Source organism: Variovorax sp. P4_B10 (genome assembly GCF_056402375.1).
The window spans coordinates 159,027-184,060 of record NZ_JBFUHN010000002.1; the positions used below are offsets into that span (position 1 = coordinate 159,027).

Sequence of the window (25,034 nt, forward strand, 5' to 3'; positions counted from 1 at the left end):
CATGTCTTCCGTTCCCATCGACAACACGCCCCTGATGCGCGCCGTGGACAGCAGCGGCAGCGGCCGGTCCCCCGGCCAGGGGCTGTCCGACCGCGCGCTGGCATGGCTCTTCGTCGGCCCGACGATCCTGCTGCTGCTGGCCTTCAACATCTTTCCGCTGATCTGGACGATCTGGCTGTCGTTCACCAACTTCCGCGCCAACCGGCCGAACGCCGACGTGCTGTGGGTGGGCATCAGCAACTACTCGAAGGTGCTCAACGACGAGTCGATCTGGGAGAACATGCGCGCCACCGCGCACTTCCTCACCTGCTCGATCACGTTGCAGTTGCTGATCGGCTTCGGCCTGGCGCTGATGCTGAACCGGCGCTTTCGCAGCCACAGCTTCTGGAGCACGGCGATCCTGCTGCCGATGATGCTGGCGCCCGCGGTGGTGGGCACCTTCTGGAAGTACTTCTTCGAGCCGCAGTACGGCATCTTCAACTACATCGTCAACTTCTTCGGCGGACCCGGCACCTTCACGATGCTGGGCGACACCGCGCTTTCGCCCTGGGCGATCGTGCTGGTCGACACCTGGATGTGGACGCCCTACGTGATGCTGTTGCTGCTGGCCGGCCTGCGTTCGATTCCGCCGTATTTGTATGAAGCCGCCGAGATCGACCGGGCCAGCGAGTGGACCAAATTCTGGCGCATCACGCTGCCGATGGTGATGCCCTTCATCATCCTCGCGGTGCTGTTCCGCGTGATCGAGAACTTCAAGATGTTCGACCTCGTGGACCAGCTGACCAACGGCGGGCCGGGTTCGGTGACCGAGCTGGCGTCGATCAAGCTCAAGCGCGAGGCCTTCGAGAAATGGCGCACGGGCTACAGCTCCGCACTCGCGATCATTCTTTTCGTGTCGGTGTACGGGCTCTCGCTCGTGACGGTGCGCTTTCTCGACCGGGTGAAGCAACGATGAAAACCGCCGTCCACAGCCCCCTCGACCCGACGCCACGCGCCAAGACCTTTGCGGGCTTCGTGGTGATCGGCTATGCGCTCATCTCGCTGATTCCGCTCGTGTGGATCCTGATGACCAGCTTTCGCACGCCGCAGGACGCCATTGCGTACCCGCCGCGCGTCGCGACGCAGCCCTCTCTGGTCGGCTACGTGAACCTCTTCACCACGCGGTCCCGCGTGAGCACGGAAGAGCTGGCCGCGCTGCCGCCGCCCACCACCTGGTACGAAGGCCTGGCGCGCGAGCAGCAGATGATTCTGGTCGGCCCCTCGCGCTTTGCGGACCGGTACCTGAACTCGATCCTGATCGGCTTCGGCTCCACGCTGCTCTCGGTGGTGCTGGGCACGCTCGCGGCCTATGCCTTTTCGCGCTTTCGCGTGCCAGGGAAGGAAGACCTGCTCTTCTTCATCCTCTCGACGCGGATGATGCCGCCCATCGCGGTGGCGATCCCGATCTACCTGATGTACCGCGCGGTCGGCCTGTCCGACACCCACCTGGGGCTGGTGCTGCTCTACACCGTGGTGAACCTTTCGCTCTCGGTGTGGCTGCTCAAGGGCTTCATGGACGAGATACCTCGCGAGTACGAGGAGGCCGCGATGGTCGACGGCTACACGCGTTTCCAGGCCTTCATCAAGGTGGTGCTGCCTCAGGCCGCGACCGGCATTGCGACCACCGCGATCTTCTGCCTGATCTTCGCGTGGAACGAGTACGCCTTTGCGTTGCTGCTCACCAGCGGCACGGCGCAAACCTCGCCACCGTTCATTCCAACCATCATCGGCGAGGGCGGCCTCGACTGGCCGGCCATGGCTGCGGGCACCACGCTGTTCCTGCTGCCGGTGCTGGTGTTCACCGTGCTGCTGCGCAAGCATCTGCTGCGCGGCATCACCTTCGGAGCGATCCGCAAATGAACAGGCATATGACCAACAACAAGCTGCTGTCCCGCCGCGTGTGGGAGCCCGCGAGCATGGTGCTCATCGGCCTGGGCCTCGCGATGCTGATGCAGCCCTGGTCGCTGGACATCTACAGCTACTCCTTCGCTGTGCTGCTGGCCGGCGTGGCGGGCTACACGGTCGCCGGAAAGCTGCACTGACATGGCCGAGATCCAGATCGAAAACCTGCACAAGCGCTTCAGCGACTTCACCGCCGTGCGCGATTCCACGCTGACCCTGCAGGACGGCAAGTTCGTCGTGCTGCTCGGACCCTCGGGCTGCGGCAAGACGACCACGCTGCGCATGTTGGCGGGGCTGGAGTTTCCGACCTCGGGGTCGATCCGCTTCGCGGGGCAGGACGTGACCTACCTGCGGCCGCGCGAGCGCGACATCGCCATGGTGTTCCAGCTCTTTGCGCTCTATCCGCACCTGGGCGTGCGCGGCAACCTCGAGTTTCCGCTGCGCAACGAAGGGTTGGCGCGCAGCGAGATCGACCGGCGCGTGGCCGACGTGGCGGCCATCCTGCGCATCGAGCACCTGCTCGATGCGCGCGTTGGCGGCCTCTCCGGCGGCGACCGCCAACGCGTTGCCCTGGGCCGCGCCATCGTGCGGCAGCCGCAGGCCTTCCTGATGGACGAGCCGCTGGGCACGCTCGACGCCGAGTTCCGCGAGTTGATGTGCGTTGAGTTGCGCAAGCTGCACGAACGGCTGCGCACCACCACGGTCTTCGTCACGCACGATCAGAACGAAGCGATGGCGCTGGCCGACCATATCGTGGTGATGAACCGGGGCGACATCCTGCAGGCCGACGAGCCCGGGGGCATCTACAACTTTCCGAGCTGCATGTTCGTGGCGCGCTTCATCGGGCGGCCGCCGATGAACTTCGTGCCTGTCGCGGGCGCCGTGACGGCGGGCGACGACATGGTGTCGCTGGCGGGCCGGCCGGTGCCGGTGCCGCGCATCGAAGCCGCTGCCGCATCGGCGGTGCTCGGCGTGCGGCCTGAGCATGTGCGCATCGGCGTGCCGGAAGACCAGGGCATCGTGGCCGAGGTGAAGCACGTCGAGTACTTCGGCTCGCACTGGATCGCGCACCTCGCCACGGCCGCCGGTACGCTGAAGGCGATGGTCGACAAGACGCAACGCCCGGCGCCCGGCGACCGCGTCGTGATCGGTTTCAATACCGCGCGCATCGTGCTTTTCGATGCACATACCGAACAATTGCTCGCGAGCGAAACCACGCGCCACCACCGGGAGGCATTGCGCCATGGCCAGCATTGAACTCAGCGGCGTGAGCCGCGCCTTCGGCGAGGTCAAGGCGGTGACGGACCTGAACCTCGGCGTGGCGGACGGCGAATTCCTCGTGCTGCTCGGCCCGAGCGGCGCGGGAAAGACCACCACGCTGCGCCTCATCGCCGGCCTGGAGCGGCCCGATACCGGCCGCATCCGCATGGACGGCCACGACATCACCGACAGCCTGCCGGCGAGCCGCGACTGTGCCTTCGTGTTCCAGCAGTACTCGCTGTATCCGCACCTCACGGTGTTCGACAACCTGGCCTTTCCGCTGCGCTCGCCCTTGCGGCGCACCGATCCGGCAGAGATCAGGCGCCGGGTGGAAGAGGTGGCGTCGATGCTGCACATCGAGGCCAAGCTCAAGCGCCGCGCCACCGAGCTGTCGGGCGGCGAGATGCAGCGTGTTGCCATCGGCCGCGCGCTGGTGCGCAGACCGCGCGTGTTCCTGATGGACGAGCCGCTCTCGTCGCTCGATGCGCAGTTGCGCGAGGAACTGCGCGTGGAGCTGCGCCGCCTGCAGCGCAGCACCGGCGCCACCGTGATCTACGTGACGCACGACCATGTCGAGGCCACCACCATGGCCGATCGCATCGGCATCCTCGAGCGCGGCGTGCTGCAGCAGGTGGGCGCGCCGCTCGAGGTCTATGGCAATCCGCGCACGCTGCCGGTTGCGCAGCGCCTTGGCTCCCCGGCGATCAATGTGCTCCCCGCGCAGTGGTTCGACGGCCATCTGCCGGCCGGCACGGCGCACGTGGCCATCCGTCCCGAAGACGTGCTGCTCTCGCCCGGTGGCGATGCCGCCAGCTTCGAGGTCATCGAGTGCTCGCTGGTCAAGCACCAGTTCGTGGCCGAGCGCGAGGGCGTGGAAGTGCATGCACGCGTGATGCTCGACGAGCCGCTCGCCCCAGGTTCGCAGGCACGTTTCGGCTTTCCGCCGGAGCGCTGTCTTTTCTTCGACGCGGCCGGCGGCCGCATCGCCCAGTGAGGAAAACCATGAAGACGCTACACATCATCGAAGCGCTGGAGGCCGTTCAGGCGGCCATCCTCGCCAACGAAAGCCAGATCGAATCGCTGGACCGCGCCATCGGCGACGGCGACCATTTCATCAACGTGCGCCGCGGCTGCGAGGTGCTGATGGCGATGCGCGAGGAGATCGCGCCGCTCGCGCCGGCCGCGGCCTTCGGCAAGATCGGCATGAAGCTGCTGTCGACCATCGGCGGCGCCTCGGGGCCGCTGATCTCGAGCTTCTTCATCGCGATGGGCAAGAGCCTGACGGGCATCGACGAGCCGGATCGCCGGCAGTTCGCCGCCGCCTTTGCGGCCGGCGTCGAAGCCATCAAGAGCCGCGGCAAGGCCGATCTCGGCGAGAAGACGATGCTCGACGTGCTGATTCCCGCGGCGCGCTCGCTGCAGCGCCTGGCGGAAGACGGCACGCCGTTGCCGCAGCTGTGCGAGCAGCTCACGGCCGAAGCGCACCGCAACATGCTCGCGACGCGCGACATGACGGCCACCAAGGGCCGCGCGTCCTTTCTCGGAGAGCGGGCACTGGGCCATATCGACCCGGGCTCGAAGAGCTGCGAGGTCACCATCACCGCCGTCTGCGACACCTGGAAGGAAACCGCATGAAGAAGTTCGTCAACGACGTGAACGGCATGCTGCGCGAATCGCTCGACGGCATGGTCGAGGCGCACCCGCAACTGCTGCGTGTCGAGTTCGAACCCACCTTCGTGGCGCGGCGCAAGCCCGCCACCGGCAAGGTGGCGCTGATCTCCGGTGGCGGCTCAGGCCACGAGCCGCTGCATGCCGGCTTCGTCGGGCAAGGCATGCTCGACGCGGCCTGCCCGGGGCAGGTGTTCACCAGCCCAACGCCGGACCAGATGCTGGCCGCGGCGGCTGCCACCGACACCGGCAAGGGCACGCTCTTCATCGTGAAGAACTACGCCGGCGACGGCATGAACTTCCAGATGGCGAGCGAGATGCTCGACACCGAGAACGCGACCGTGCTCGTGAACGACGACGTGGCGGTCGAGAACTCCACCCACACCACCGGCCGGCGTGGCGTGGCCGGCACGCTGATCGTCGAGAAGATGGTCGGTGCGGCGGCGGAGCAGGGCGCTTCGCTCGCGGAATGCAAGGCGCTCGGTGACCGCGTGAACGCCGTGACCGCGTCGATGGGCRTGGCCTTCACGAGCTGCACGGTGCCGGCGGCGGGCCGGCCCACCTTCGACATCGGCCCCGACGAGATCGAGATCGGCGTGGGCATCCATGGCGAGCCGGGCCGGCGGCGCGCGCCGCACATGCCGGCCGACGAGATCGTGCGCACGCTGATGGACGCCATCCTCGGCGACCTGAAGGCGCAGGCCGGGCGCCAGGTGCTGCTGCATGTGAACGGCTTCGGCGGCACGCCGCTCATGGAGCTTTACCTGTTGCACCATTCGGCGAACAAGCTGCTCAGGAGCCATGGGCTGGTGCAGGTGCGTTCGCTGGTCGGCAACTACACCACTTCGCTGGAGATGGCGGGCGGCTCGCTCACCGTGACGTTGTTGGACGACGAACTGGTGTCGCTGTGGGACGCGCCGGTGCACACGATGGCGCTGCGCTGGTAGCGGCAGCGCACCGCCTTCACAGCAGTTCCTGGTGCTCGAAGGTGGCGTAGTCGATCGTGTTGTGCATCTCCAGGCCGTGCTTGTCGAAATGCTTGATGTCGATGTGCCCGGGCGCGTACTCGAGGATGCCGAAGTTCTCGCGCTTGCCGACGTACTTGTACTTGGTGACGAAGGCGCCCGAGGAAATGACCTCGTAGAGGTTCGTGCCGCCGGCCGGCGGCAAGAAGGCGTTCTCGTGGATGTCGCCCGACAGGAAGATGATCTTGCGCTGGCCGATGATCTTCAGGAACCGCTTGTAGTCGCGCTGGTAGCGCATCCAGCCGTTGCCGGTCGCCCGGATCGGCGTGCCCGCGCACAGCACGACGAGCCCGGTTTCTTCGTCGAGCTCCCTGATGAGGAACTTGAACTGCTCTTCCCCGAGAAGATCGTGGTTGTCGCCCGGGACGTCGCGGTACCAGCGCGTGTCGAGAAAGATCGCCCTGCCGACGGTCTGCTGCGCATGCACCAGCGGGACCGAATAGTAGAGGCCGGCCGTCGGCGGATCGATCTGCATGAACTGCGAGAACAGCTCGCGGGAGACGGTTTTCACGGCCGGCTCGACCTCCGGGCCGCAGGCGTTGTTCCAGGCGAAGTCGTGGTCGTCCCAGGTGCCGTACACGCCGCCGCCGTTGCCCTGGCGCTGACGCAGCGCGGCGAGCAGCAGCTTGAAGTTCGGCCGGTTCCATTGCGCCTCGTACTTCGCGGTCATGACGGCCTTGAACTTCGCGAGATCCCATCCGGCCGGGGCCCCCAGGGTGGGAAAGAAGTCCATGTAGATCTGGTCGCCGAGCAGGAAGAGGTAGTCGGGCTGCTCGACCGCGATGCGGTTCCAGACCAGCTGGACGGCGTCCGGGTCGGACCCGAGGTTCATGCACGAGGTGAATGCGATCTTCATGGGGACCCGCCTTTCTTCTCCTCGGCGCGATCGCCGGGTGGGGCGGATCATAGGCATCCGGCGAATCCTGTCCTCCTCCGAATATGGGATGGCGCCGGCCGCGCCAAGCTGGCTCTCAGAGCCAGTTTCCGCTCTGCGGCATCTGGACCTTCTCGGCCGGGTCGTCGCTGGTGACGAAGGAGCCGATGACGATGCTCAGCAGCGAGATGAAGATGCTGGCGAAGAGGGCGGTCCAGAAGCCCGAGACCTTGAAGCCCTTCACCAGCGCGGCCACCCCCATGATCATCAGGGCATTGATGACGAGCAGGAACAGCCCGAAGGTCACCAGCGTCAGCGGCAGCGTGAGCACGATGAGCAACGGCTTCACGATCGCGTTGGCCAGGCCGAGCAGCAGCGCGGACACCACCAGCGCCCCGGTGCTGTCGAACTTGAGCCCGCGGAAGAGATGGCTTGCCGCCCAGAGCGAGACGGCGGTGATGGCCCAGTGGACGAGGAAGGGAATCAGGTTGTCGAGCATGTCGGTATGGCGTGTGGCAGTAGGCGCCATTCTCCGGCCGGTCCCGGGTTGTCGCGGTCGGCTTTCTTCGATTACCTTGGGAAACAGTGCTCGGCTGCCCGTTAATATCGCCACCTCTCGGTGTCCCCGCGAAGGGGCCCATCTTCATGGCCGGATAAAACAAGGGGCCTGTGCCATATGGCCAATCCGTCGATCACGAGCTTTACACCGGCGCCGGCTTCGGCCGACGAGGCCGAATCGTGGGTGCGTGGCGAGCTCATCCGCAGCCTGATGCGCTCCGCGCGCGGCTCCTATTTCGTTTCTGCGGCGCTCATGCCGGGCATGGTCGGGCTCAATTGGGCCTACGTGCCCCATTGGGAGCTGCTGACCTGGCTGCTGGCCGGCGTCATCGCCACCGCCTGCCGCGCCTGGGGCGCGCGGGTCTACGCGGTGCGCTATGCCGGCCGGAGTTCCGCGGCGCAGCAGCAGTTCACCGAGCGCTACGGCTTCATCTGGAGCACCAGTGCCGTGGTCTGGGGGCTGTCGATCCTGCTGTTCTTCGAACGCACGCCGCAGGTCAACCAGTTCATGAGCTGGCTGATCGTGGCCGGGGTGGGCACCTTCCCGCTCAACGGGCTCGCGCTGCATCCGCCGTTGCTCAAGCGCTACGTCAACACGCTGTTCATCACGATGCTCGGTGCGGTGCTGATCCGTCTCGTCACCATCAACCTGCACGAGCCGCAATTCCAGTACGGCTACCTGATGCCGATCCTGCCGATCCTGCACTGGTTCCTCCTGCTGCGTGCGGGGCGCCACATCCACGAGACGGCGCGCAACAGCCTGGAGCTGCTGTTCCACAACCACATCCTGATCAAGTCGCTCACCCAGCAGCGGCAGGCCGCGGTGTCGGCGGTGGCAATGAAGAACCGCTTCCTGGCCAGTGCCGCACACGACATGCGCCAGCCGGTACTGGCACTTTCGTTGTACGCCGACTGGCTGCGCAACGAGCCCGAGCTGGTGCTGGAGCTCGCGCCGAAGATTGTGCGCGCCACGCATGCGGTGAATGCGCTGTTCGATTCGATGTTCGACCTGGCGCGCATCGATTCGGGCCAGGTGCGCCTGCACATCGAGCGCGTCGACGTCGCCGAGCTGCTGCACGACCTCGAGCTGCAGTACCGCCCGGTGGCCGAAAGCCGCGGCCTCGACTTCCGCGTGCATGTGACCGAGGGCTCCTTCCTGACCGACCCGATCCGGGTGCGCCGGATGATCGGCAACCTGCTCGCGAACGCGATCAAGTACACGGCCGAGGGCGGCGTGCTGCTGGCCGCGCGGAAGTCGCGCGACGGCATGCGCGTGGAGGTGTGGGACACCGGCATCGGCATCGCGCCCGAGCACCTGCGCGATGTGTTCCTGGAGTTCTACAAGGTGGCCGACCATGCCGGCACGTCGGACGGCTTCGGCCTCGGCCTGGCCATCGTCGCGCGGCTCTCGCACGTGCTGGGGCACCCGGTCAGCGTGCGGTCGCGGCTGGGCAGTGGCAGCGTGTTCCGCGTGGCGCTGCATGACGCCGACGAGGCCGTGGCGCAGGCCCGCGTGAGCGCCTCCGGGGGCTGAAGCACACCGCCCAAAGAAAACCGCGCACAGGGCGCGGTTCCAGGGCTTGGTCTCTTGCCGGAGATCAGCCCGACAACAAACCGTTTGTGCGCGCGTAGTGCAACGCCTGGGTGCGACTCTTCACGCCCAACCGGCGGAACAGGCGCCACAGGTGCACTTTCACCGTGTGCTCGCTGATTTCCAGGTCGGTGGCGATGTCGCGGTTGCTCATGCCCTTGTCGAGCATGGCAATCAGCTGCGTCTGGCGCTTCGACAGCTTGCTGTTGCTTGCGAGCGGCGGCTCGTCGGCTTCTTCCGAGCCCGCCATCAGCAGGCCGCGAAGGACCGCTGCCAGCTCGTTGGAGCTGGCCGACTTCTCGATGTAGGTGTCGGCGCCCGCTTCGATGCAGGCATCTTCCATGTCCGCAGCCGGTGCCGCCGAATAGACGGCGATCGGCACGTTGGGGTAGACCTGCTTGACCGCAATCACGCCCGAGACGCCGTTCGTGTCCGGAAGCTTCAGGTCCAGGCAGAACAGGGTGGGCGCGCCCTTCTGCTGGACCGAGCTCGCGAGCTTGTCGAGCCGATCGAGCTCGACGATGTTCTCGGCGGGCCGCAGGCGTCGCAACACCATCACGATGGCGTCGCGCATCAGGGGATGGTCATCGATGACATAAATGCTCATGTTTTCTTCCTTAGTGATCGCACCGACTTCTCTCTTGTCTTGCACACCGGCAGGTCAGCCGGTGCTCGCCGCCGGATCAACGCCCATGGGTTGTGGCCGTTGCCTCCGCCAGTTCCTCCAGCGCCTCGGTGACGGCGCGTGTTCTTTCTGAATCCAGGGGTTCGAGCTGGTCGGCCAGCGTGGCCGGTATCGCCCCGTGCAGTTGCTGCAAGACCGCGATGGTACGGCCGGCTTCCTGCGGCGATGCAAAGCCACGGCTTTGCAGCAGGGTTTCGCCGCGCGCGTCGAGCAGCTTGAAATAAAAGAGCCCGTCGCTGCGTTCGCGGTATTGCTTGAAGCTGGGCTTGGCGACCTTGGCCGTCTTGCCGGCGCTGCCCTTGTCGCGGCCCGCCGCGAGGTTGCGCAGGCCGACCGCGTGGCGCAGGCGGGCCATGAAGGGCTTGGACAGCGCAGATGCCTTCTCGGCACCGATGCGCAGGATGCGCTCGATCTCCGCCGGGTCGTTCATCAGCGCGTCGTAGCGCGCGCGCAGCGGCGCCACTTCGAGCTCGATGCGTTCGAACAGCAGCTGCTTGGCGTCGCCCCAGCCGATGCCGTCGGCATAGGCCTTGCGGAGCGCTTCGGTTTCCTCGGCGCTGGCAAAGGCCTGGTAGATCTGGAACAGGGCCGAGCCTTCGGTGTCCTTGGGCTCGCCGGGGGCGCGCGAGTCGGTCACGATGCTGGCGATCTGCTTTTGCAGCTGCGCGCGCGGCGCGAACAGCGGGATCGTGTTGCCGTAGCTCTTGCTCATCTTGCGGCCGTCGAGGCCGGGCAAGGTGGCGACGGCATCGTCGATCTCGGCTTCGGGCAGCGTGAAGTGCTCGCCGTACTGGTGGTTGAAGCGCTGCGCCATGTCGCGCGCCATCTCGATGTGCTGCACCTGGTCGCGGCCCACGGGCACCTTGTGGGCGTTGAACATGAGGATGTCTGCGCCCATCAGCACCGGGTACATGAAGAGACCGGCCGTCACGTCGGCGTCCGGGTCCTCGCCCTTGGCGACGTTCTTGTCGAGCTGGGCCTTGTAGGCGTGGGCGCGGTTGAGCACGCCCTTGCCGGTGACGCAGGTGAGGAACCAGGTCAGTTCGGGAATCTCGACGATGTCCGACTGGCGATAGAAGGTGACGCGTTCCGGGTCGAGCCCGCAGGCCAGCCAGCTGGCGGCGATCTCGAGCGTGGAGCGCTGGATCAGCGCCGGCTCCTGCACCTTGATGAGCGCGTGGTAGTCGGCCAGGAAGAAGAAGCTCTCGACACCGGGCGCGACGCTCTGCCGCACCGAATGGCGGATCGAGCCGACGTAGTTGCCGAGGTGGGGCGTGCCGGACGGGGTGATCCCGGTCAGGACGCGCAGGGGAGCGGAAGAAGACGAGGCCATGGGACGAAAGAACTTAGAGCAGCAATGCCTTGAGCGGAGTGATGAGCAGGTTGATGACGAAGTAGCCGACGTCCATCAGGGGCCGCAGCCAGAAGGTGCTGACGACGCCCGCAATAACCAGGCCCATCACGATGAAGAAGCCGTAGGGCTCGATGCGCGCGAGGAAATTCTGTGCAGGCCCGCTGGGCAGCAGCCCGGCCAGCACGCGGCCGCCGTCGAGCGGGGGCAGCGGAAACAGGTTGAAGGCCCACATCACGAGGTTGACCAGGATGCCGCCTTGCGCCATCTTGATGAAAAAGGTTTCATCGACACCGGCTGCGACCAGCGCCACCAGCACCAGGGCCCAGAGGATGGCCTGGATGAAGTTCGACACCGGCCCCGCCAGCGCCACCCAGATCATGTCGCGCTTCGGATGGCGCAGCCGCCCGAAGTTCACCGGCACCGGCTTGGCGTAGCCGAACAGGAAGGCGCCCGAGGTTGCGAAGTACAGCATCAACGGCATCAGGATGGTCCCGATGGGGTCGATGTGCTTCAAGGGATTGAGCGTGACCCGGCCCATCACCTCGGCCGTGTTGTCGCCGAAATGGCGCGCGACATAGCCGTGGGCCGCCTCGTGCACGGTGATCGCGAAGATCACGGGCAGTGCGTAGATGAGGACGGTCTGTATGAGGTTGGAAATATCCACTGGGCGATTGTGTCAGACGTGCATTAGTTATCGGTTCCAACTTTTTTCAGAGACCGAGCACGGCAAGCGCCCCGCGTCCCTGCCGCACCACGACCGGGTCGTCGCCCGTGCCCATGGGCGTCAGGTCGACCACCGTGGTCGGCTGCGAAGGGCAGGCGCCGGCATCGATGACCGCGCCGATCTGCTTCTCGAAGCGCTCGCGGATGGTCTGCGCGTCGTTCAGCGCCTCGGTCTCGCCGGGCGCGATCAGCGTGGTGGCGAGCAGCGGCGCGCCATGCAATGCGAGCAGCTCCAGCAGCACCTTGTGGTCGGGTACGCGCAGGCCGATGGTCTTGCGCTGCGGATGGCTCACGCGGCGCGGCACTTCCTTGGTGGCTTCGAGCAGGAAGGTGTAGGGGCCCGGCGTGGCAGCCTTCAGCAGGCGGTATTGCTTGTTGTCGACCCGCGCGTAGTTGGCCAGCTCGCTCAGGTCGCGGCACAGCAGCGTGAGGTGGTGCTTCTCGTCGACCTGGCGGATGCGGCGCAGCTGGTCGACCGCGTCCTTGTCGTCGAGGTGGCACGCGAGGGCGTAGCTCGAATCGGTCGGCACGGCGACGATCTCGCCGCGCTCGAGCAATGCGACAGCCTGCTTCAGCAGCCGCTGCTGCGGGTTCTCGGGATGGACTTCGAAGTACTGGGCCATGAAACTACTATCTCCTGATCAGGATTCCGCCGGTTCGATGGGCACGCGCCGCTCGCGCACCGTGAGCCACGCACCGGCCGCGCCGCAGACCGCGATCATCGAAATGCCGATGAGCGAGAAGCGGTCGGGCACTTGGGAAAAAATGAGCCAGCCGCCCAGCATGGCAAAGGCGATCTGCGCATACAGGTACGGCGTGAGCGTGGAAGCGGGCGCGCGCTGGTAGGCCAGGATCAGGATGAAGTGACCCACCGTGCCCATGAAGCCCATCAGGCACAGCAGCGCCCACCATTGCCACGAGGGCAGGGTGGCCCACACGAAAGGCAGCGCCAGCGAGGCGATGAGCGCGCCGACCCAGCCGGTATAGAAATGCATCGTGAGCGGGTTCTCGGTCTGCGCCAGCTTGCTGGTGAGCACCTGGAACCAGGCGTTGGTCAGCACCAGCCCGATCGGCAGCAGGATGGCCCAGCTGAAGGCCTCGCCGCCCGGCCGCAGGATCACCAGCGTGCCGATGAAACCGCCGGCCACCAGCGCCCAGCGCAGCGGGGAGACCTGCTCCTTGAGCGTGGTGGCCGCGAGCAGCGTGATCACCAGCGGCGCGATCAGCACGATCGACGTGAACTCGGCCAGCGGCATGTAGCGCAGGCTCAGGAAGGCCAGCGTGCTCGATACCAGCAGCAGCGCGCCGCGCAGCAGCTGGTAGCGCGGATGCCGGGTGCGCAGCAGCGCCGTGCCGTGCAGGGGCAGCAGCACCGCCGTGGTGGCCACGGCCTGGAAGGCATAGCGGAACCACACGGCCATCAGGATCGGCACGCCGAGGGTGGAGAACTTGGTGGCCGTGTCGAGCGTGGCGAAGCAAGCCACCGCCATGACCACCAGGCCGATGCCGGCGAGGATGCGTTCCGATTCCTTGCTGCGGCTGTGTCGTTGCGCGGCGCGTGCGTTCGCCAGCGCAACGGTCGCCGCGTTGTCGATGCCGGGCCCGGGGCTCTGGCTCACTGCTGGATGCGGTGACCGAGCAGTTCCCACACCGGCGTGAGTGCGCCGGGCAACGGTGGCAGCTTGCCGAGATCGCAATGGCTCTCGTCGGGGCTGTGGAAATCGCTGCCGCGCGAAGCGGCGAAATCGAATTCGAGCGCCTTGTCGGCGTATTCGACGAACTCGGCTGGCGTGTGGCTGCCGGTGACGACCTCGATCGCCTGGCCGCCATGCGCCTTGAACTCGAGGAACAGCGCGTACTCCTCGTTGGCCGTGAACTTGTAGCGGCCGGGATGCGCGATCACGGCCATGCCTTTGGCGGCGGTGATCCAGTGCACCGCGTCCTTCAGCGAGGCCCAGCGGTGCGGCACGTAGCCGGGCTTGCCTTCGGTGAGGAACTTGCGGAACACCTCGGAGGTGTCGCGGCAGTGGCCCTGCTCGACCAGGAAGCGCGCGAAGTGCGTGCGCGAGATCAGCTCGGGGTTGCCGACGAACCTGAGCGCACCCTCGTAGGCGCCGTGGATGCCGACCTTGGCCAGCCCCTCGGACATCTCCTGCGCGCGCTTGCCGCGGCCGCCGCGGGTGTCGTAGAGGCCCTGCGTCATCGCAGCGTCGTCGGGGTCGAAGCCCAGGCCGACGATGTGCACGGTTTCGTTCGCGAAGGTCACCGAGATCTCGGTGCCGGTGAGGTAGCGCATGCCGTTTTCGCGCGCTGCCGCAGCGGCGCGGTGCTGGCCGCCGACTTCGTCGTGGTCGGTGAGGGCCCAGAGCTCGACCCCGTTGGCGGCTGCGCGGATGGCGAGTTCTTCGGGCGTCAGTGTGCCGTCGGAAACCACGGAGTGGCAGTGAAGATCGGCATTGAGAATGGAGGACACCTCGCCATTCTAGGGGGTCTGGAATATCGATGCGGGCGCATGGATGCTGTGTGAGGCGCTACTAAATAAATAGCATTACTGCGCCGCTGCATGCGGCTCAGCGCTTCTTGCGGAAAGCCGCCCAGGCCGCCACCGCGGTGAAGCTCGCCACGATGGCCACCACGATCCAGAAACCGTGCTTGTGCTCCGCGAGCGGAATGCCGCCCACGTTCATGCCGAACAGGCCCGCGAGGATGTTGATCGGCAACGCCAGCACCGTGACCACCGTCAGCACGAACAGGCTGCGGTTGTTGTCCTCGTTGACGTTGGCCGCTATTTCTTCCTGCAGCAGCTTGATGCGTTCCTGCAGTGCCTGCATGTCGCGCAGCACCACCGAGAACTCTTCGGTCGAGCCGCGCAGTTCCTGCGCATCGGACTCGGACATCCATGACGGCGGCCCCTGCAGCAGGCGGAAGAGGGCGGCGGGCTCGGGCGCCAGCAGCCGCTGCAGCCGCACCAGCAGCCGGCGCAGCACGCCGAGCCGTGCGCGCTTGTGGTCGAGGCGGCCGGCGAGCAGTTCGTCCTCGATGTGGTCGATGCGCGAGGTGACGCCGCGCACGATCTTCACCAGCACGTCGGCCTGTGCGCGCAACAGGTGTTCGAGCAGCTCGGTGCTGGAGCGCGGCGCGTCGCCCGCCTTCACGGCCGTGCGCAGCGCATCGACCGAGCGCAGCGGCTTGGTGCGCGCCGTGACCACGAGGCGCGGGCCGACGCTGATCCAGAGCGTGGAGATGTCCGAGGGCTCGAAGCTGAACTCGAAGTGCACGTCGTTGATGACGGCGATCAGCGAGTCGTCGGCACGCTCGATGCGCGTGGAGGGCAGGCCGTCGTGCAGCGTCTCGTAGAACGTGTCGGAGAGCTTCGCGTGCCGCACGAGCCAGCGCTCGGCCTGGGCGTGGCTCAGGTTGAAGTGCAACCACACATACGCGCCATTGCCTTCATCGGCGACGGCACCTTCGGGCTGCGCGCCGAGCCACGCCGCCGCCTGCGCCGAGTCGATGGCGCGCGCGGGTTCCGGCGCCGCGGCGTCGAACAGGTAGCCGCAGATCAGCCCGGCTTCGTCGCCGCCATAGGACTGGGCGGCGAGGTCATGAAGTGCCGACAAGGTGCGTGATCAGAAAAAGCGGGTGAAAAGCCAGTAGAGCGAGCCCGACAGCAGCATGGCCACCGGCAGCGTCAGCACCCAGGCCAGCGCGAGGTTGCGCAGCGTGGACATCTGCAGGCCCGAGCCGCTGGCCGTCATGGTGCCGGCCACGCCGGACGAGAGCACATGCGTGGTCGACACCGGCAGGCCGTACATGTCGGCCGCGCCGATGGTGAGCATCGCCACCACCTCGGCCGATGCGCCCTGCGCGTAGCTCAGGTGCGTCTTGCCGATCTTCTCGCCGACGGTGACCACGATGCGCTTCCAGCCGATCATCGTGCCCAGCCCCAGCGCAATGGCCACGGCGATCTTGACCCACAGCGGAATGAAGCGCGTTGCATCGTCGAGCTCCTGGCGGAAGGCGCCGACCCGCAGCCTGGTCTCGTCGTCGAACCTGGCGGCGCCGCTCTTGTCGAGGTGGCGGATGGCCTCCGAAGCCAGGTACATGTCATTGCGCACGTTGGCCACGGCTTCGGCCGGCACGCCGGCGAGCGAGCCGTGCTGGCGCACCTGCTCGCCGATGCTGCCGGCCGTGGCCGCCAGCGCAGGCACCACCGACGGGTTGAATTCGCGGGTGCGCACATAGTTGGAGAGCGCGTCGCGCGCGGCGGCCGGCTGAAGGGCGGGCAGCGAGGTCGGCGCGCTGCGGCTCAGCGCGTTCTGGGCCATCTCGGCCACGGCCACGAACTTCACGGTTTCGTTGGCGGGCATCGCGCGGTTCAGCGCATAGGCCATCGGCACCGTGCCCACCAGGATCAGCATGATCAGGCCCATGCCCTTCTGGCCGTCGTTGGAGCCGTGCGCGAACGACACGCCGGTGCAGGTCAGGATCAGCAGGCCGCGGATCCACCAGGGCGGCGGCGCGCTGCCCTTGGGCTCTTCATACAACGCGCGGTTCTTCACGAAGGCGCGCAGCGCGAGCAGCAGCAGGGCCGCGCAGCCGAAGCCCACCATCGGCGACAGCAGCAGCGAATAGCCGACCTTGGTGGCTTGCGCCCAGTCCACGCCGCTGGTGCCGTCGCGCCCGTGCATCAGCGCATTGGCAATGCCCACGCCGATGATCGAACCGATCAGCGTGTGCGAGGAAGAGGCCGGCAGCCCGAGCCACCAGGTGCCCAGGTTCCAGATGATGGCGGCGATCAGCAGTGCGAACACCATCGCGAAGCCCGCGCCCGAGCCCACCTGCAGGATCAGTTCCACCGGCAGCAGCGCGATGATGCCGAAGGCCACCGCGCCGCTCGACACCAGCACGCCCAGGAAGTTGAAGAAGCCCGACCACACCACCGCGAAGTTCGGCGGCAGCGAGTGGGTGTAGATCACGGTAGCCACCGCATTGGCCGTGTCGTGGAAGCCGTTGACGAACTCGAAGCCCAGCGCAATCAGCAGCGCCACGCCCAGCAGCATGTAGGGCACCCAGGTCGTCACCGGCGCACCCGCGGCGGTGACATCGCCCACGAGGCTCCATGCCGTGAACAGCAGGCCCGCAGCCAGCAGGCCCACGAAGGTGATCAGCGTGAGCGGGCCGGGCTTGGCGTCGAGCTTGGGCCGGTGTGCCGCAGTGGGCGCGGCCGGCATCTCCGTGTTCGGGGCGGCGAGCGTGTTCATGGCGGTTTTGAGGTGTTGGAGTGGCTTCGGATGGTGTTCGCGCCATGTGACAACTCTGTGTCGGCTGGCCGGAAACCGCCCTCAAACCGTCACGCCGCAGTCATATGGGGCGTGCAGCATGCTTTTTTCTGCCCCACCACTCATCCCTTTCCATCATGCTGACGAGCGCACTTCCAGACCACGAAGACCTGATGCAACGCATCGCCCGCGACCTGATCGACAGCTACGACGAAGAGCTCGAGCTGGAGATCGAAGACCGCAACATCGACGGTCTCGACCCGTCGGCCTCCGCAGCCACCGACAAGGCCGCCCGCCAGGCCTATTTCAAGGAACTGTTCCGCCTGCAGGGCGAACTGGTCAAGCTGCAGGACTGGGTGCAGCACAGCAAGCAGAAGGTGGTGATCCTGTTCGAAGGCCGCGATGCGGCGGGCAAGGGCGGCGTCATCAAGCGCATCACCCAGCGGCTGAATCCGCGCGTGGCCCGCGTGGCCGCGCTGCCCGCGCCCAACGACCGCGAACGCACGCAGTGGTATTTCCAGCGCTATGCCGCGCACCTGCCGGCGGCCGGCGAGATGGTGCTGTTCGACCGCAGCTGGTACAACCGCGCCGGCGTCGAGCGCGTGATGGGCTTCTGCAGCGACGACGAGTACGAGGAGTTCTTCCGCACCGTGCCCGAGTTCGAGAAGATGCTGGTGCGATCGGGCATCAAGCTCATCAAGTACTGGTTCTCCATCACCGACGACGAGCAGCACATGCGCTTTCTCGGGCGCATCCACGATCCGCTCAAGCAATGGAAGCTGAGCCCGATGGACCTCGAGAGCCGCCGCCGCTGGGAGGAATACACCAAGGCGAAGGAAATCATGCTGGAGCGCACGCACATCCCCGAGGCGCCGTGGTGGGTGGTGCAGGCGGTCGACAAGAAGAAGGCGCGCCTCAACTGCATCAGCCACCTGCTGGGCCAGTTGCCGTACCAGGAAGTGGCGCATCCGCCGGTCGAGTTGCCGGCGCGCGTGCGGCACGAAGACTATCTGCGCCAGCCCGTGCCCGCCAACATGATCGTTCCAGAGATCTACTGAGGCCTGGCGGCCGTTTGGCCGGCCGGCGCTTTGCCCTCACACTGCGCCATGGCCCGTCGTTCCACCGCTTCCGTTTTCGCCCGCGCCTACGAGCGCAACCTGAAGGCACTCACCAAGCTCACGCTGAGCAACAGCAAGCGCGTGGCGGGCCGGGTCCAGCGCGCGACCGTCCAGCGGCTCAAGCCACCGCCCGGCCGGGGCGACTGGCTCAGCGGCATGGCGCTGGGCCCCGGCGGCGCGCGGGGCTATCACCTGTTCCGTCCGGCCGACCTGCAACTGCAGCCCGGCGAGAAACTGCCGCTCGTGGTCATGCTGCACGGCTGCGGCCAGACCGGCCGCGACTTCGCCGCCAGCACGCGCATGAACGCGCTCGCGGTGCGCCAGCGCTTCCTGGTGCTCTACCCCGAGCAGGACCGGCTGGCCCATCCGCAAGGCTGCTGGAACTGGTACGAGCGCCGCTCCGGCAAGGCCGATGCCGAGGCCGCGACGCTGATGGCCGCGGTCGATCAGGCGTGCATGCTCTACCCGGCGGACCGCGAGCGCGTCGCGCTGGTCGGCCTCTCAGCCGGCGCCAGCATGGCGGCGCTGCTGGCAACGCGCTACCCGCTGCGTTTTCGCGCCGTCGTCATGCATTCGGGCGTGGCGCCCGGCGCCGCGAAGTCGTCGGCCACGGCCCTCGGCGCGATGCGCGGCCAGAACGTGCCGCCGATGCCCGCGACCGCGGTCGGCAAGGCCATGGGCGCTGCAGCCGTCTTCGCGACCTTGCCGCCGATGCTGGTGCTGCATGGCGATGCAGACGCCGTGGTGGCGCCCAGCAATGCCGTCAGCAGCGCGGCCGTATGGGCCACCGCCGTGGGTGCGCGGCCCGGCTTGCCGCGCACGCTGCAACGCGGCAAGCGCCATGCGATGCGCGTGACCGACTTCCGGCGCAAGGGCCGCACGCTGGTCACGCTCTGCGAGATCGCGGGCCTGGGTCACGCATGGAGCGGCGGCACGCCCCGCCTGCTGTTCAGCGACCCGGCCGGGCCCGACGCCACGCGCATGGCCTGGGCCTTCGCGGCCGCGCAGTTCAAGCACGCGGCCAACGGCTGAAGAGCGCCTTCAGGCGGCGACGCCTTCACGCGCCGCTGCGCGCCATGCCCCGGGCGCCATGCCCTTCTCGCGTTTGAAGGCCTTGCTGAACGCAGCCTCCGACTCGTAGCCCACCGCCCCCGCGATGGTGCCCAGCGGCGCATTGCCCTGGCCCAGCATGTTGCCGGCCTTGAACATGCGCCACTGCGTCAGGTAGGCCAGCGGCGCCTGGCCCACGCGTTCGCGAAACCGCTGGGCGAAAGCCGAGCGCGAGAGGCTCGCGGCCGAGGCGAGCGCCTCCACCGTCCAGTCGCGCGCCATGTCCTTGTGCATCGCGCGCAGGGCCGGGCCGATGCGCGCGTCGGCCAGCGCGGCCAGCCAGCCCGTCTGCGAATCGCTGCTGGCCGCGACGTGGGCGCGCACCGCCTGCACGAACACGATGTCGGCCAGCCGGCTCACCAGCAGGCCGGAGCCGAGGCCCGGCTCGCCGGTTTCCATCGCCAGCAGTTGCAGCGTGCCCTGCAGTGCCAGGGCGCGCGCCTGCTCCATCTTCACGTGCAGCAGCACCGGCAGCAGATCGAGCAAGGGGCGCGCGGCGCGCTGGTCGAAGTGGAACCAGCCGCAGATCACCGAGGCCGCGGTGCCCGTTCCGCCGAGCTCGACGACGCCGCCGATGCGGTCGCGAATCACCGAGGCGCAGCTCACCGTGGGCGTGTTCGGGTGGTCGCGCAGCACGTAAGGCGTGCCGTGCGCCAGCACATAGCAGTCGCCCGCGGCCAGGGCGACGGGCTGCTCCATGCCCTCGACCTCCAGCAGGCAGCCGCCGCGCACCACGAGGCCGAAGCGCGCGCTCTCGCCGCCGGCCAGGCTCACGCCCCAGGGCGCGCCGGCCTCGAGCCGGGCATACAGGGCGCTGCGCACGCGCATGGCCGCAAAAACGTCGTCGAGTGGGTCCATGGAGGCTCCTGGGGCGGTGGACGAATGGACAAGATTGTCGGCTTTGCAGGCATTCACTGTCCACCAGCCGGGGCAGAAACTGCAGTCTCACTCTTTCACCGCACAGGAGCGGACACCATGAATGCCACTACCAGCTTCGCCGAGCTCGCTGACCGCTATGCCGCCCTCTGGAACGAGACCGACGCCGGCGTCCGCCGTGATGCCATCGCCAGCCTCTGGGTGCCCGAAGGCGAGCATTACGTGCGCACGCTGCGGGCCAAGGGCCACGCGGCGCTGGAGCAGCGCGTCATCGGCTCGCACGAGAAGAACGTGCGCGACGGCGGCTTCCGTTTCCGCACCACCGGCGACGCCCAACTGCTGCAGGACACCGTGATGTTCCATTGGCAGATGGTGCCCGCCGCCGGCGGCCCCGTGGCCGCGCTCGGGCTGGAGTTCCTGGTGCTGGCCGAGGACGGCCGCATCGCCAGGGACTACCAGTTCATCCTGCCGACGCCCGCGGCCTGAGGGCCGGCGATGACCTCCGAGGTCATTGCCGCAACGCAGCCCCCACCCAACACTCGAGCCCATCATGACGCAGTCAAACACCGCCGTTCCGGCAGCATCGCTTTCATCCAAGGCCAGCCACAGCGCGGGCGCGGCAAGGCCCGGCCCGCTGGGCCTGTGGGTCATGCTCAGCGGCACCTTCCTGGTGGTGCTGGACTTCTTCATCGTCAACGTCGCGCTGCCCTCGATGCAGCGCGAGCTGCTGGCGAGCACCGCCACCTTGCAGCTCGTGGTGGCCGGCTATGGCCTGGCCACCGCCGCCGGCCTGATCACCGGCGGCCGGCTCGGCGACCTGTTCGGCCGCCGCCGCATGTTCATGCTCGGCCTGCTGCTGTTCACGCTGGCCTCGGCCGCCTGCGGTTTCGCGCCGAACGCCGAGCTGCTGGTGGCGGCCCGCGTGCTGCAGGGCCTGGCCGGTGCGCTGCTGCAGCCCCAGGTGCTGGCGATGATCGGCCTGGCCTACACCGGCGAAGACCGTGCGCGCGCCTTCGCCGCCTATGGGCTCACGCTGGGTCTCGGCGCCACGCTGGGGCAACTGGTGGGCGGCCTGTTGATCCATGGCGATCTGGCCGGGCTCGGCTGGCGCAGCTGCTTCCTCATCAACGTGCCCATCGGCCTGCTGGCGCTGGCGCTTGCGCCGCGCGTCATTCCGCCGCTGGCGAACAGCAGCACCAGCAAGCTCGACCTGGCCGGCATGCTGCTGGTGGCGGCGGGTTCCGTGGCCGTGGTGCTGCCACTGGTGGAGGGGCGCGAGCAAGGCTGGCCGCTGTGGAGCTGGCTGTGCCTGGCGGCTGCATTGCCGCTGCTGGCCGCATTCGCCTTCCAGCAGCGCCGCCTGGCTGCGACTGGCGGCGCGCCGCTGGTGGCGCCGGCACTGCTCGCGAACCGCCGCTTTGTCATGGGGCTCTTCACCACGCTGGCCTTCTACGTCGGCAATGCTTCGCTGTACTTCGTGCTGGCGCTCTACCTGCAACAAGGCCTGGCGCTGGACCCGCTGAGCTCGGGCATCGTCTTCACCTCGTTGGCGATCGGCTTCTTCGCAACTTCGATGGCCGGCGCGCGCCTCGCACGCCGCTTCGGCGGCAAGCCGCCCATCGCGCTCGGCGCCCTGGTGCTGGCTGCGGGGCATGCGCTGCAGTTCGTCAACGTTGCCGGATGGGCCGGCCACACGCATGTGGTCGCATGGATGGTGCCGCTTTTGCTGGTGCAGGGTGCGGGGCTGGGCATGGTGATGGCGCCGCTGGTGTCCACAGTGCTGGCCGGCCTGCCGCCGCAGCATGCCGGTGTGGCATCGGGCGTGCTGTCGATGGTGCAGCAGGCGAGCAACGCGCTGGGGGTGGCGTTGATCGGCATCCTGTTCTATGGACGGCTGGGCCATGCGCCGGATGCGGCCGGCTATGCCAGCGCATTCGGTGTCGCGCTGGTGTACCTGATGGTCTCTGCCTTGGTGGTGGCCGTGCTGCATCGCAGAGTAGCGCAGCAGCAGCGCTGAACCAGGCACCGCGAATGTTCAGTTCTGTCCGGGCGGCGGTAGTGCAGAGAGTTTCGAGGCCACGCGCTGGCATGCGGCAATCAGGTCACGAACGATGCGTTCGTCCACGTTCAAATCGCCTTCGTATTCGCCGAGGTTTCGTATTTCGTGGCCCTTGGCCAGTACCCGCCAGACCTCCGGTCCCAACTCCAATGTGTGGGGCAGCACCTGAAAGACGATGAAGCGGTTGCTCGACCGATAACCATGCCAACGCAGCGCTGCGAGACACATCGCATGTGCTGCGTTGTAGGCAAGATCGAATCGGCCTTCAACGGAGAGTTGCGTCACCTGGGCGTCCGCCAGGCGCGCAAGGCCGGAACGCATCAGGCCCGCGAATTCGCGAGCATCCGGGGGTTCTGCGGCGAGCGGCTTGGCCGGGCCGCAGAGGTTTTCAAGCGGGGAGGGCATGCGCGTCGCCGATGACCCAGAGCTTGGGCTGTTCCATGACGCGCTTCACGAACGATTCCCCGTCCCTGTGCTTTCGCATCCATTCTTTTCTTGTGAACATGGTCGGATTCACTGTACGGCCAAGACGCGCCGACACGGCGTCGAGCGCGAGAAACAGGTCCGAATACGCAAGTTCTTCACTGATCAGCAGCAGGTCGATGTCGCTGGAGGCCGTGTCGCTGTTCTTGGCCACCGAGCCGAACACGAAGGCGGCCTCGATTTTTTCGGCCAGTGGTTCCAAGGCTTCACGCAACGGACCGGCGAGTCCGAAGGTCTTGCGAACGATGCCGCTCAGTTCTTCGTAGATCGGCGCCGCGGCGTTGGCTTGATAGTGCTTCTGGTTGCCGACACGCGATGTGACGAGCAGGCCACTGTCGGTCAGATGCTTGAGCTCGCGCTGAACGGCGCCGGAGCCCGCACCGGTAAGCTTGATCAACTCGCTGGAAAAGAAGCTGCGCTCGGGCTGGCCGAAAAGGTAGCCGAGCACGCGCTGTTGAGTCAGCGTGAAAAGAGCATCCGCCAGGCTGGCGGTTTTCTCGACTTCTGGCGGTGGTGATTTACCCATTTTGGGCATTTTAAAGCCCAAAATGGGTTTGTTGAAAATGAGCATGACATGACTTCAGACAATGGGAGAGCCATGGCCACGGATCTGCAACAGCTGACCGATGCGTTGCGCGTGTTCGCGAAAGACAGGGACTGGGAGCCCTTCCATTCGCCCAAGAATCTCGCGTCGGCCTTGTCGGTCGAAGCCGCCGAACTGCTCGAACATTTCCAATGGCTCACCGAAGCGCAAAGCAGGGCGCTTCCGCCGGAGAAGCGCACCGAGGTTGGTGCCGAGATGGCGGATGTCCTTCTCTATCTGCTGCAGCTCGCCGACAAGCTCGGCATCGACCTGATGGATGCGGCAAGAAGCAAGATGCTTGTCAATGCGCGGAAGTACCCGGTCGCGCCGTCCGTCGCCGCCGACCCGCCCGCCTGAGTACCTCCGTGTACGCCACCCGGCGTATTTCCCCCTCTTGGTGCATTCCGCAGACTCCTCCCCATCGCCAGCCCAGCGCTGTCGACAAGGTTTCAACCCACCGGAGCAGGAGTCCACATGCAACGTCGTTTCACCCTCAAGGCGCTCACCGCCGCCGTCGCGCTGGCCAGCATCTCTGCTGCGCCCGCATTCGCTGCCGACACCATCAAGGTCGGCGTGCTGCACTCGCTGTCGGGCACGATGGCCATCTCGGAAACCGTGTTGAAAGACACGGTGCTGATGGCCATCGACGACATCAACAAGAAGGGCGGCGTGCTGGGCAAGCAGCTCGAGCCCGTGGTGGTCGACCCGGCCTCCAACTGGCCGCTGTTCGCCGAGAAGACCAAGCAGCTGCTCGGCCAGGACAAGGTTTCGGTGATCTTCGGCTGCTGGACCTCGGTGTCGCGCAAGTCGGTGCTGCCGGTGGTCGAGGAAATGAACGGCCTCTTGTTCTACCCCGTGCAGTACGAGGGTGAAGAACTCTCGAAGAACGTGTTCTACACGGGTGCCGCACCCAACCAGCAAGCCATTCCGGCCGTCGACTACCTGATGAGCAAGGAAGGCGGCGGCGCCAAGCGCTGGGTGCTGCTGGGCACCGACTATGTCTACCCCCGCACCACCAACAAGATCCTGCGCGCCTACCTGAAGAGCAAGGGCGTGAAGGACACCGACATCGACGAGAAGTACACCCCCTTCGGCCACAGCGACTACCAGACCATCGTCGCCGACATCAAGAAGTTCTCGGCCGGCGGCAAGACGGCGGTGGTGTCCACCATCAACGGCGACTCCAACGTGCCCTTCTACAAGGAACTCGGCAACGCCGGCCTCAAGGCCAAGGACGTGCCCGTGGTGGCCTTCTCGGTAGGCGAAGAAGAACTGCGCGGCGTGGACACCAAGCCGCTGGTCGGCCACCTCGCTGCATGGAACTACTTCATGAGCATCAAGAACCCGACCAACACGGCGTTCATCAAGCAGTGGAGCGACTACGCCAAGGCCAAGAACATCGCCGGCCACAAGGACAAGCCGCTCACCAACGACCCGATGGAAGCCACCTGGATCGGCATCCACATGTGGAAGCAGGCGGTCGAGAAGGCCAAGAGCACCGACACCGACAAGGTGATCGCGGCGATGGCCGGCCAGACCTTCACGGCGCCGTCGGGCATCGTCTCGAAGATGGACGAGAAGAACCATCACCTGCACAAGAGCGTGTTCATCGGCGAGATCAAGGCCGACGGCCAGTTCGGCGTGGTGTGGAAGACGCCGGGTCCGGTCAAGGCCAAGCCGTGGAGCCCGTACATCGAAGGCAACGACAAGAAGCCTGACCAGCCGGCTGGCAAGTCGCTGTAATTCGTCAGCAAGTCCCTCCTCTCTTGCTCCCTCTCCCCTTGGGGAGAGGGCGGGGGTGAGGGCAACGGCGGTCGATCTGGCCGCCGCGCTCGTTGGAAGGCCGC

The 25,034-nt window shown here is 66.8% G+C and carries 27 protein-coding genes; 14 read left to right on the forward strand and 13 right to left on the reverse strand.

The genetic code is table 11. From position 1 onward, the window contains the following. Nucleotide 1: 1 nt before the first annotated feature. From AC1DXX_RS01970 to dhaK, 7 genes are read left to right on the forward strand one after another with little or no spacing between them, the layout of a single operon-like run. On the forward strand, nt 2-955 hold the full coding sequence (locus AC1DXX_RS01970; protein ID WP_478132479.1) for a carbohydrate ABC transporter permease: 954 nt from the start codon (nt 2-4) through the stop codon (nt 953-955). After that, complete coding sequence (locus AC1DXX_RS01975; RefSeq protein ID WP_478132480.1) at nt 952-1,899, forward strand: carbohydrate ABC transporter permease; 948 nt, start codon at nt 952-954, stop codon at nt 1,897-1,899. The genes AC1DXX_RS01970 and AC1DXX_RS01975 overlap by 4 nt, the downstream gene beginning before the upstream one ends. A gap of 8 nt (nt 1,900-1,907) precedes the next feature. Further along, nucleotides 1,908-2,081, forward strand: a complete 174-nt coding sequence (locus AC1DXX_RS01980) for a hypothetical protein (protein WP_478132481.1) — start codon at nt 1,908-1,910, stop codon at nt 2,079-2,081. Between the two features lies 1 nt (nt 2,082). Further along, nucleotides 2,083-3,198: an ABC transporter ATP-binding protein gene (locus tag AC1DXX_RS01985; protein WP_478132482.1), complete on the forward strand. Its 1,116-nt coding sequence runs from the start codon at nt 2,083-2,085 to the stop codon at nt 3,196-3,198. Continuing rightward, complete coding sequence (locus AC1DXX_RS01990; protein WP_478132483.1) at nt 3,185-4,195, forward strand: ABC transporter ATP-binding protein; 1,011 nt, start codon at nt 3,185-3,187, stop codon at nt 4,193-4,195. The genes AC1DXX_RS01985 and AC1DXX_RS01990 overlap by 14 nt, the downstream gene beginning before the upstream one ends. A gap of 8 nt (nt 4,196-4,203) precedes the next feature. Further along, complete coding sequence (dhaL, locus tag AC1DXX_RS01995; RefSeq protein ID WP_478132484.1) at nt 4,204-4,836, forward strand: dihydroxyacetone kinase subunit DhaL; 633 nt, start codon at nt 4,204-4,206, stop codon at nt 4,834-4,836. Beyond that, nucleotides 4,833-5,816, forward strand: a complete 984-nt coding sequence (gene dhaK, locus AC1DXX_RS02000; protein ID WP_478132485.1) for a dihydroxyacetone kinase subunit DhaK — start codon at nt 4,833-4,835, stop codon at nt 5,814-5,816. Before dhaL ends, dhaK begins: the two co-directional genes overlap by 4 nt. A gap of 16 nt (nt 5,817-5,832) precedes the next feature. Here the strand turns inward: dhaK and AC1DXX_RS02005 are convergent, their stop codons facing one another. Together AC1DXX_RS02005 and AC1DXX_RS02010 are read right to left on the reverse strand one after the other, a co-directional pair. Beyond that, on the reverse strand, nt 5,833-6,750 hold the full coding sequence (locus tag AC1DXX_RS02005; RefSeq protein ID WP_478132486.1) for an alkaline phosphatase D family protein: 918 nt from the start codon (nt 6,748-6,750) through the stop codon (nt 5,833-5,835). 115 nt (nt 6,751-6,865) lie between these two features. Further along, entirely contained in the window at nt 6,866-7,267 is a 402-nt protein-coding gene (locus tag AC1DXX_RS02010; RefSeq protein ID WP_478132487.1) for a phage holin family protein, read from the reverse strand. Between the two features lie 177 nt (nt 7,268-7,444). Here AC1DXX_RS02010 and shkS point away from each other — a divergent pair, with 177 nt between their 5' ends. Continuing rightward, nucleotides 7,445-8,860 carry a surface-behavior sensor histidine kinase ShkS gene (shkS, locus tag AC1DXX_RS02015; protein WP_478132488.1) on the forward strand — a complete coding sequence of 472 codons (1,416 nt, stop codon included), beginning with the start codon at nt 7,445-7,447 and terminating at the stop codon, nt 8,858-8,860. A 64-nt stretch (nt 8,861-8,924) separates the two neighbouring features. On the opposite strand, the gene AC1DXX_RS02020 is transcribed toward shkS, so the two are convergent. From AC1DXX_RS02020 to AC1DXX_RS02055, 8 genes are all read right to left on the reverse strand, one after another. Then, nucleotides 8,925-9,524: a response regulator transcription factor gene (locus AC1DXX_RS02020; protein WP_478132489.1), complete on the reverse strand. Its 600-nt coding sequence runs from the start codon at nt 9,522-9,524 to the stop codon at nt 8,925-8,927. A gap of 76 nt (nt 9,525-9,600) precedes the next feature. After that, the gene (locus AC1DXX_RS02025; protein WP_478132490.1) at nt 9,601-10,935 is read right to left on the reverse strand and encodes a tryptophan--tRNA ligase; all 1,335 of its coding nucleotides are present in this window, start codon (nt 10,933-10,935) and stop codon (nt 9,601-9,603) included. Nucleotides 10,936-10,948: 13 nt separating this feature from the next. Next, a complete protein-coding gene (locus AC1DXX_RS02030) occupies nt 10,949-11,620 on the reverse strand; it encodes a site-2 protease family protein (protein WP_478132491.1) in 672 nt (223 codons plus the stop codon). A gap of 46 nt (nt 11,621-11,666) precedes the next feature. Further along, a complete protein-coding gene (locus AC1DXX_RS02035; RefSeq protein WP_093238347.1) occupies nt 11,667-12,302 on the reverse strand; it encodes an L-threonylcarbamoyladenylate synthase in 636 nt (211 codons plus the stop codon). Nucleotides 12,303-12,320: 18 nt separating this feature from the next. Further along, nucleotides 12,321-13,298, reverse strand: coding sequence for a DMT family transporter (locus tag AC1DXX_RS02040; protein ID WP_478132492.1), 978 nt, complete (start codon nt 13,296-13,298; stop codon nt 12,321-12,323). Next, a complete protein-coding gene (locus tag AC1DXX_RS02045) occupies nt 13,295-14,152 on the reverse strand; it encodes a 3',5'-nucleoside bisphosphate phosphatase (protein ID WP_478132493.1) in 858 nt (285 codons plus the stop codon). The genes AC1DXX_RS02040 and AC1DXX_RS02045 overlap by 4 nt, the downstream gene beginning before the upstream one ends. Before the next feature lie 97 nt (nt 14,153-14,249). Then, nucleotides 14,250-15,296 carry a transporter gene (locus AC1DXX_RS02050; RefSeq protein ID WP_478132494.1) on the reverse strand — a complete coding sequence of 349 codons (1,047 nt, stop codon included), beginning with the start codon at nt 15,294-15,296 and terminating at the stop codon, nt 14,250-14,252. Nucleotides 15,297-15,305: 9 nt separating this feature from the next. After that, nucleotides 15,306-16,940 carry an inorganic phosphate transporter gene (locus tag AC1DXX_RS02055; protein WP_478132495.1) on the reverse strand — a complete coding sequence of 545 codons (1,635 nt, stop codon included), beginning with the start codon at nt 16,938-16,940 and terminating at the stop codon, nt 15,306-15,308. Between the two features lie 155 nt (nt 16,941-17,095). On the opposite strand from AC1DXX_RS02055, the gene ppk2 reads away from it, so the two are divergent. Continuing rightward, on the forward strand, nt 17,096-18,016 hold the full coding sequence (ppk2, locus tag AC1DXX_RS02060) for a polyphosphate kinase 2 (protein ID WP_478132496.1): 921 nt from the start codon (nt 17,096-17,098) through the stop codon (nt 18,014-18,016). Between the two features lie 48 nt (nt 18,017-18,064). Then, the gene (locus tag AC1DXX_RS02065) at nt 18,065-19,108 is read left to right on the forward strand and encodes an extracellular catalytic domain type 1 short-chain-length polyhydroxyalkanoate depolymerase (RefSeq protein WP_478132497.1); all 1,044 of its coding nucleotides are present in this window, start codon (nt 18,065-18,067) and stop codon (nt 19,106-19,108) included. Nucleotides 19,109-19,117: 9 nt separating this feature from the next. Here AC1DXX_RS02065 and AC1DXX_RS02070 read toward each other — a convergent pair whose 3' ends face one another. After that, the gene (locus AC1DXX_RS02070) at nt 19,118-20,044 is read right to left on the reverse strand and encodes an AraC family transcriptional regulator (protein ID WP_478132498.1); all 927 of its coding nucleotides are present in this window, start codon (nt 20,042-20,044) and stop codon (nt 19,118-19,120) included. Nucleotides 20,045-20,161: 117 nt separating this feature from the next. Between AC1DXX_RS02070 and AC1DXX_RS02075 the strand changes: the two genes are divergently transcribed. Together AC1DXX_RS02075 and AC1DXX_RS02080 are read left to right on the forward strand one after the other, a co-directional pair. Then, entirely contained in the window at nt 20,162-20,548 is a 387-nt protein-coding gene (locus AC1DXX_RS02075) for a hypothetical protein (protein ID WP_478132499.1), read from the forward strand. Nucleotides 20,549-20,612: 64 nt separating this feature from the next. Further along, complete coding sequence (locus AC1DXX_RS02080) at nt 20,613-22,079, forward strand: MFS transporter (RefSeq protein WP_478132500.1); 1,467 nt, start codon at nt 20,613-20,615, stop codon at nt 22,077-22,079. Between the two features lie 18 nt (nt 22,080-22,097). Here the strand turns inward: AC1DXX_RS02080 and AC1DXX_RS02085 are convergent, their stop codons facing one another. Then, complete coding sequence (locus AC1DXX_RS02085; RefSeq protein WP_478132501.1) at nt 22,098-22,526, reverse strand: hypothetical protein; 429 nt, start codon at nt 22,524-22,526, stop codon at nt 22,098-22,100. Then, nucleotides 22,510-23,175, reverse strand: a complete 666-nt coding sequence (locus AC1DXX_RS02090) for a nucleotidyltransferase domain-containing protein (RefSeq protein WP_478132502.1) — start codon at nt 23,173-23,175, stop codon at nt 22,510-22,512. Before AC1DXX_RS02090 ends, AC1DXX_RS02085 begins: the two co-directional genes overlap by 17 nt. Before the next feature lie 27 nt (nt 23,176-23,202). Between AC1DXX_RS02090 and AC1DXX_RS02095 the strand changes: the two genes are divergently transcribed. Both AC1DXX_RS02095 and urtA read left to right on the forward strand, forming a co-directional pair. Continuing rightward, nucleotides 23,203-23,544, forward strand: a complete 342-nt coding sequence (locus AC1DXX_RS02095) for a nucleotide pyrophosphohydrolase (RefSeq protein ID WP_478132503.1) — start codon at nt 23,203-23,205, stop codon at nt 23,542-23,544. A 117-nt stretch (nt 23,545-23,661) separates the two neighbouring features. After that, nucleotides 23,662-24,930: an urea ABC transporter substrate-binding protein gene (gene urtA / locus AC1DXX_RS02100; protein WP_307657059.1), complete on the forward strand. Its 1,269-nt coding sequence runs from the start codon at nt 23,662-23,664 to the stop codon at nt 24,928-24,930. The last annotated feature ends 104 nt before the right edge of the window (nt 24,931-25,034 follow it).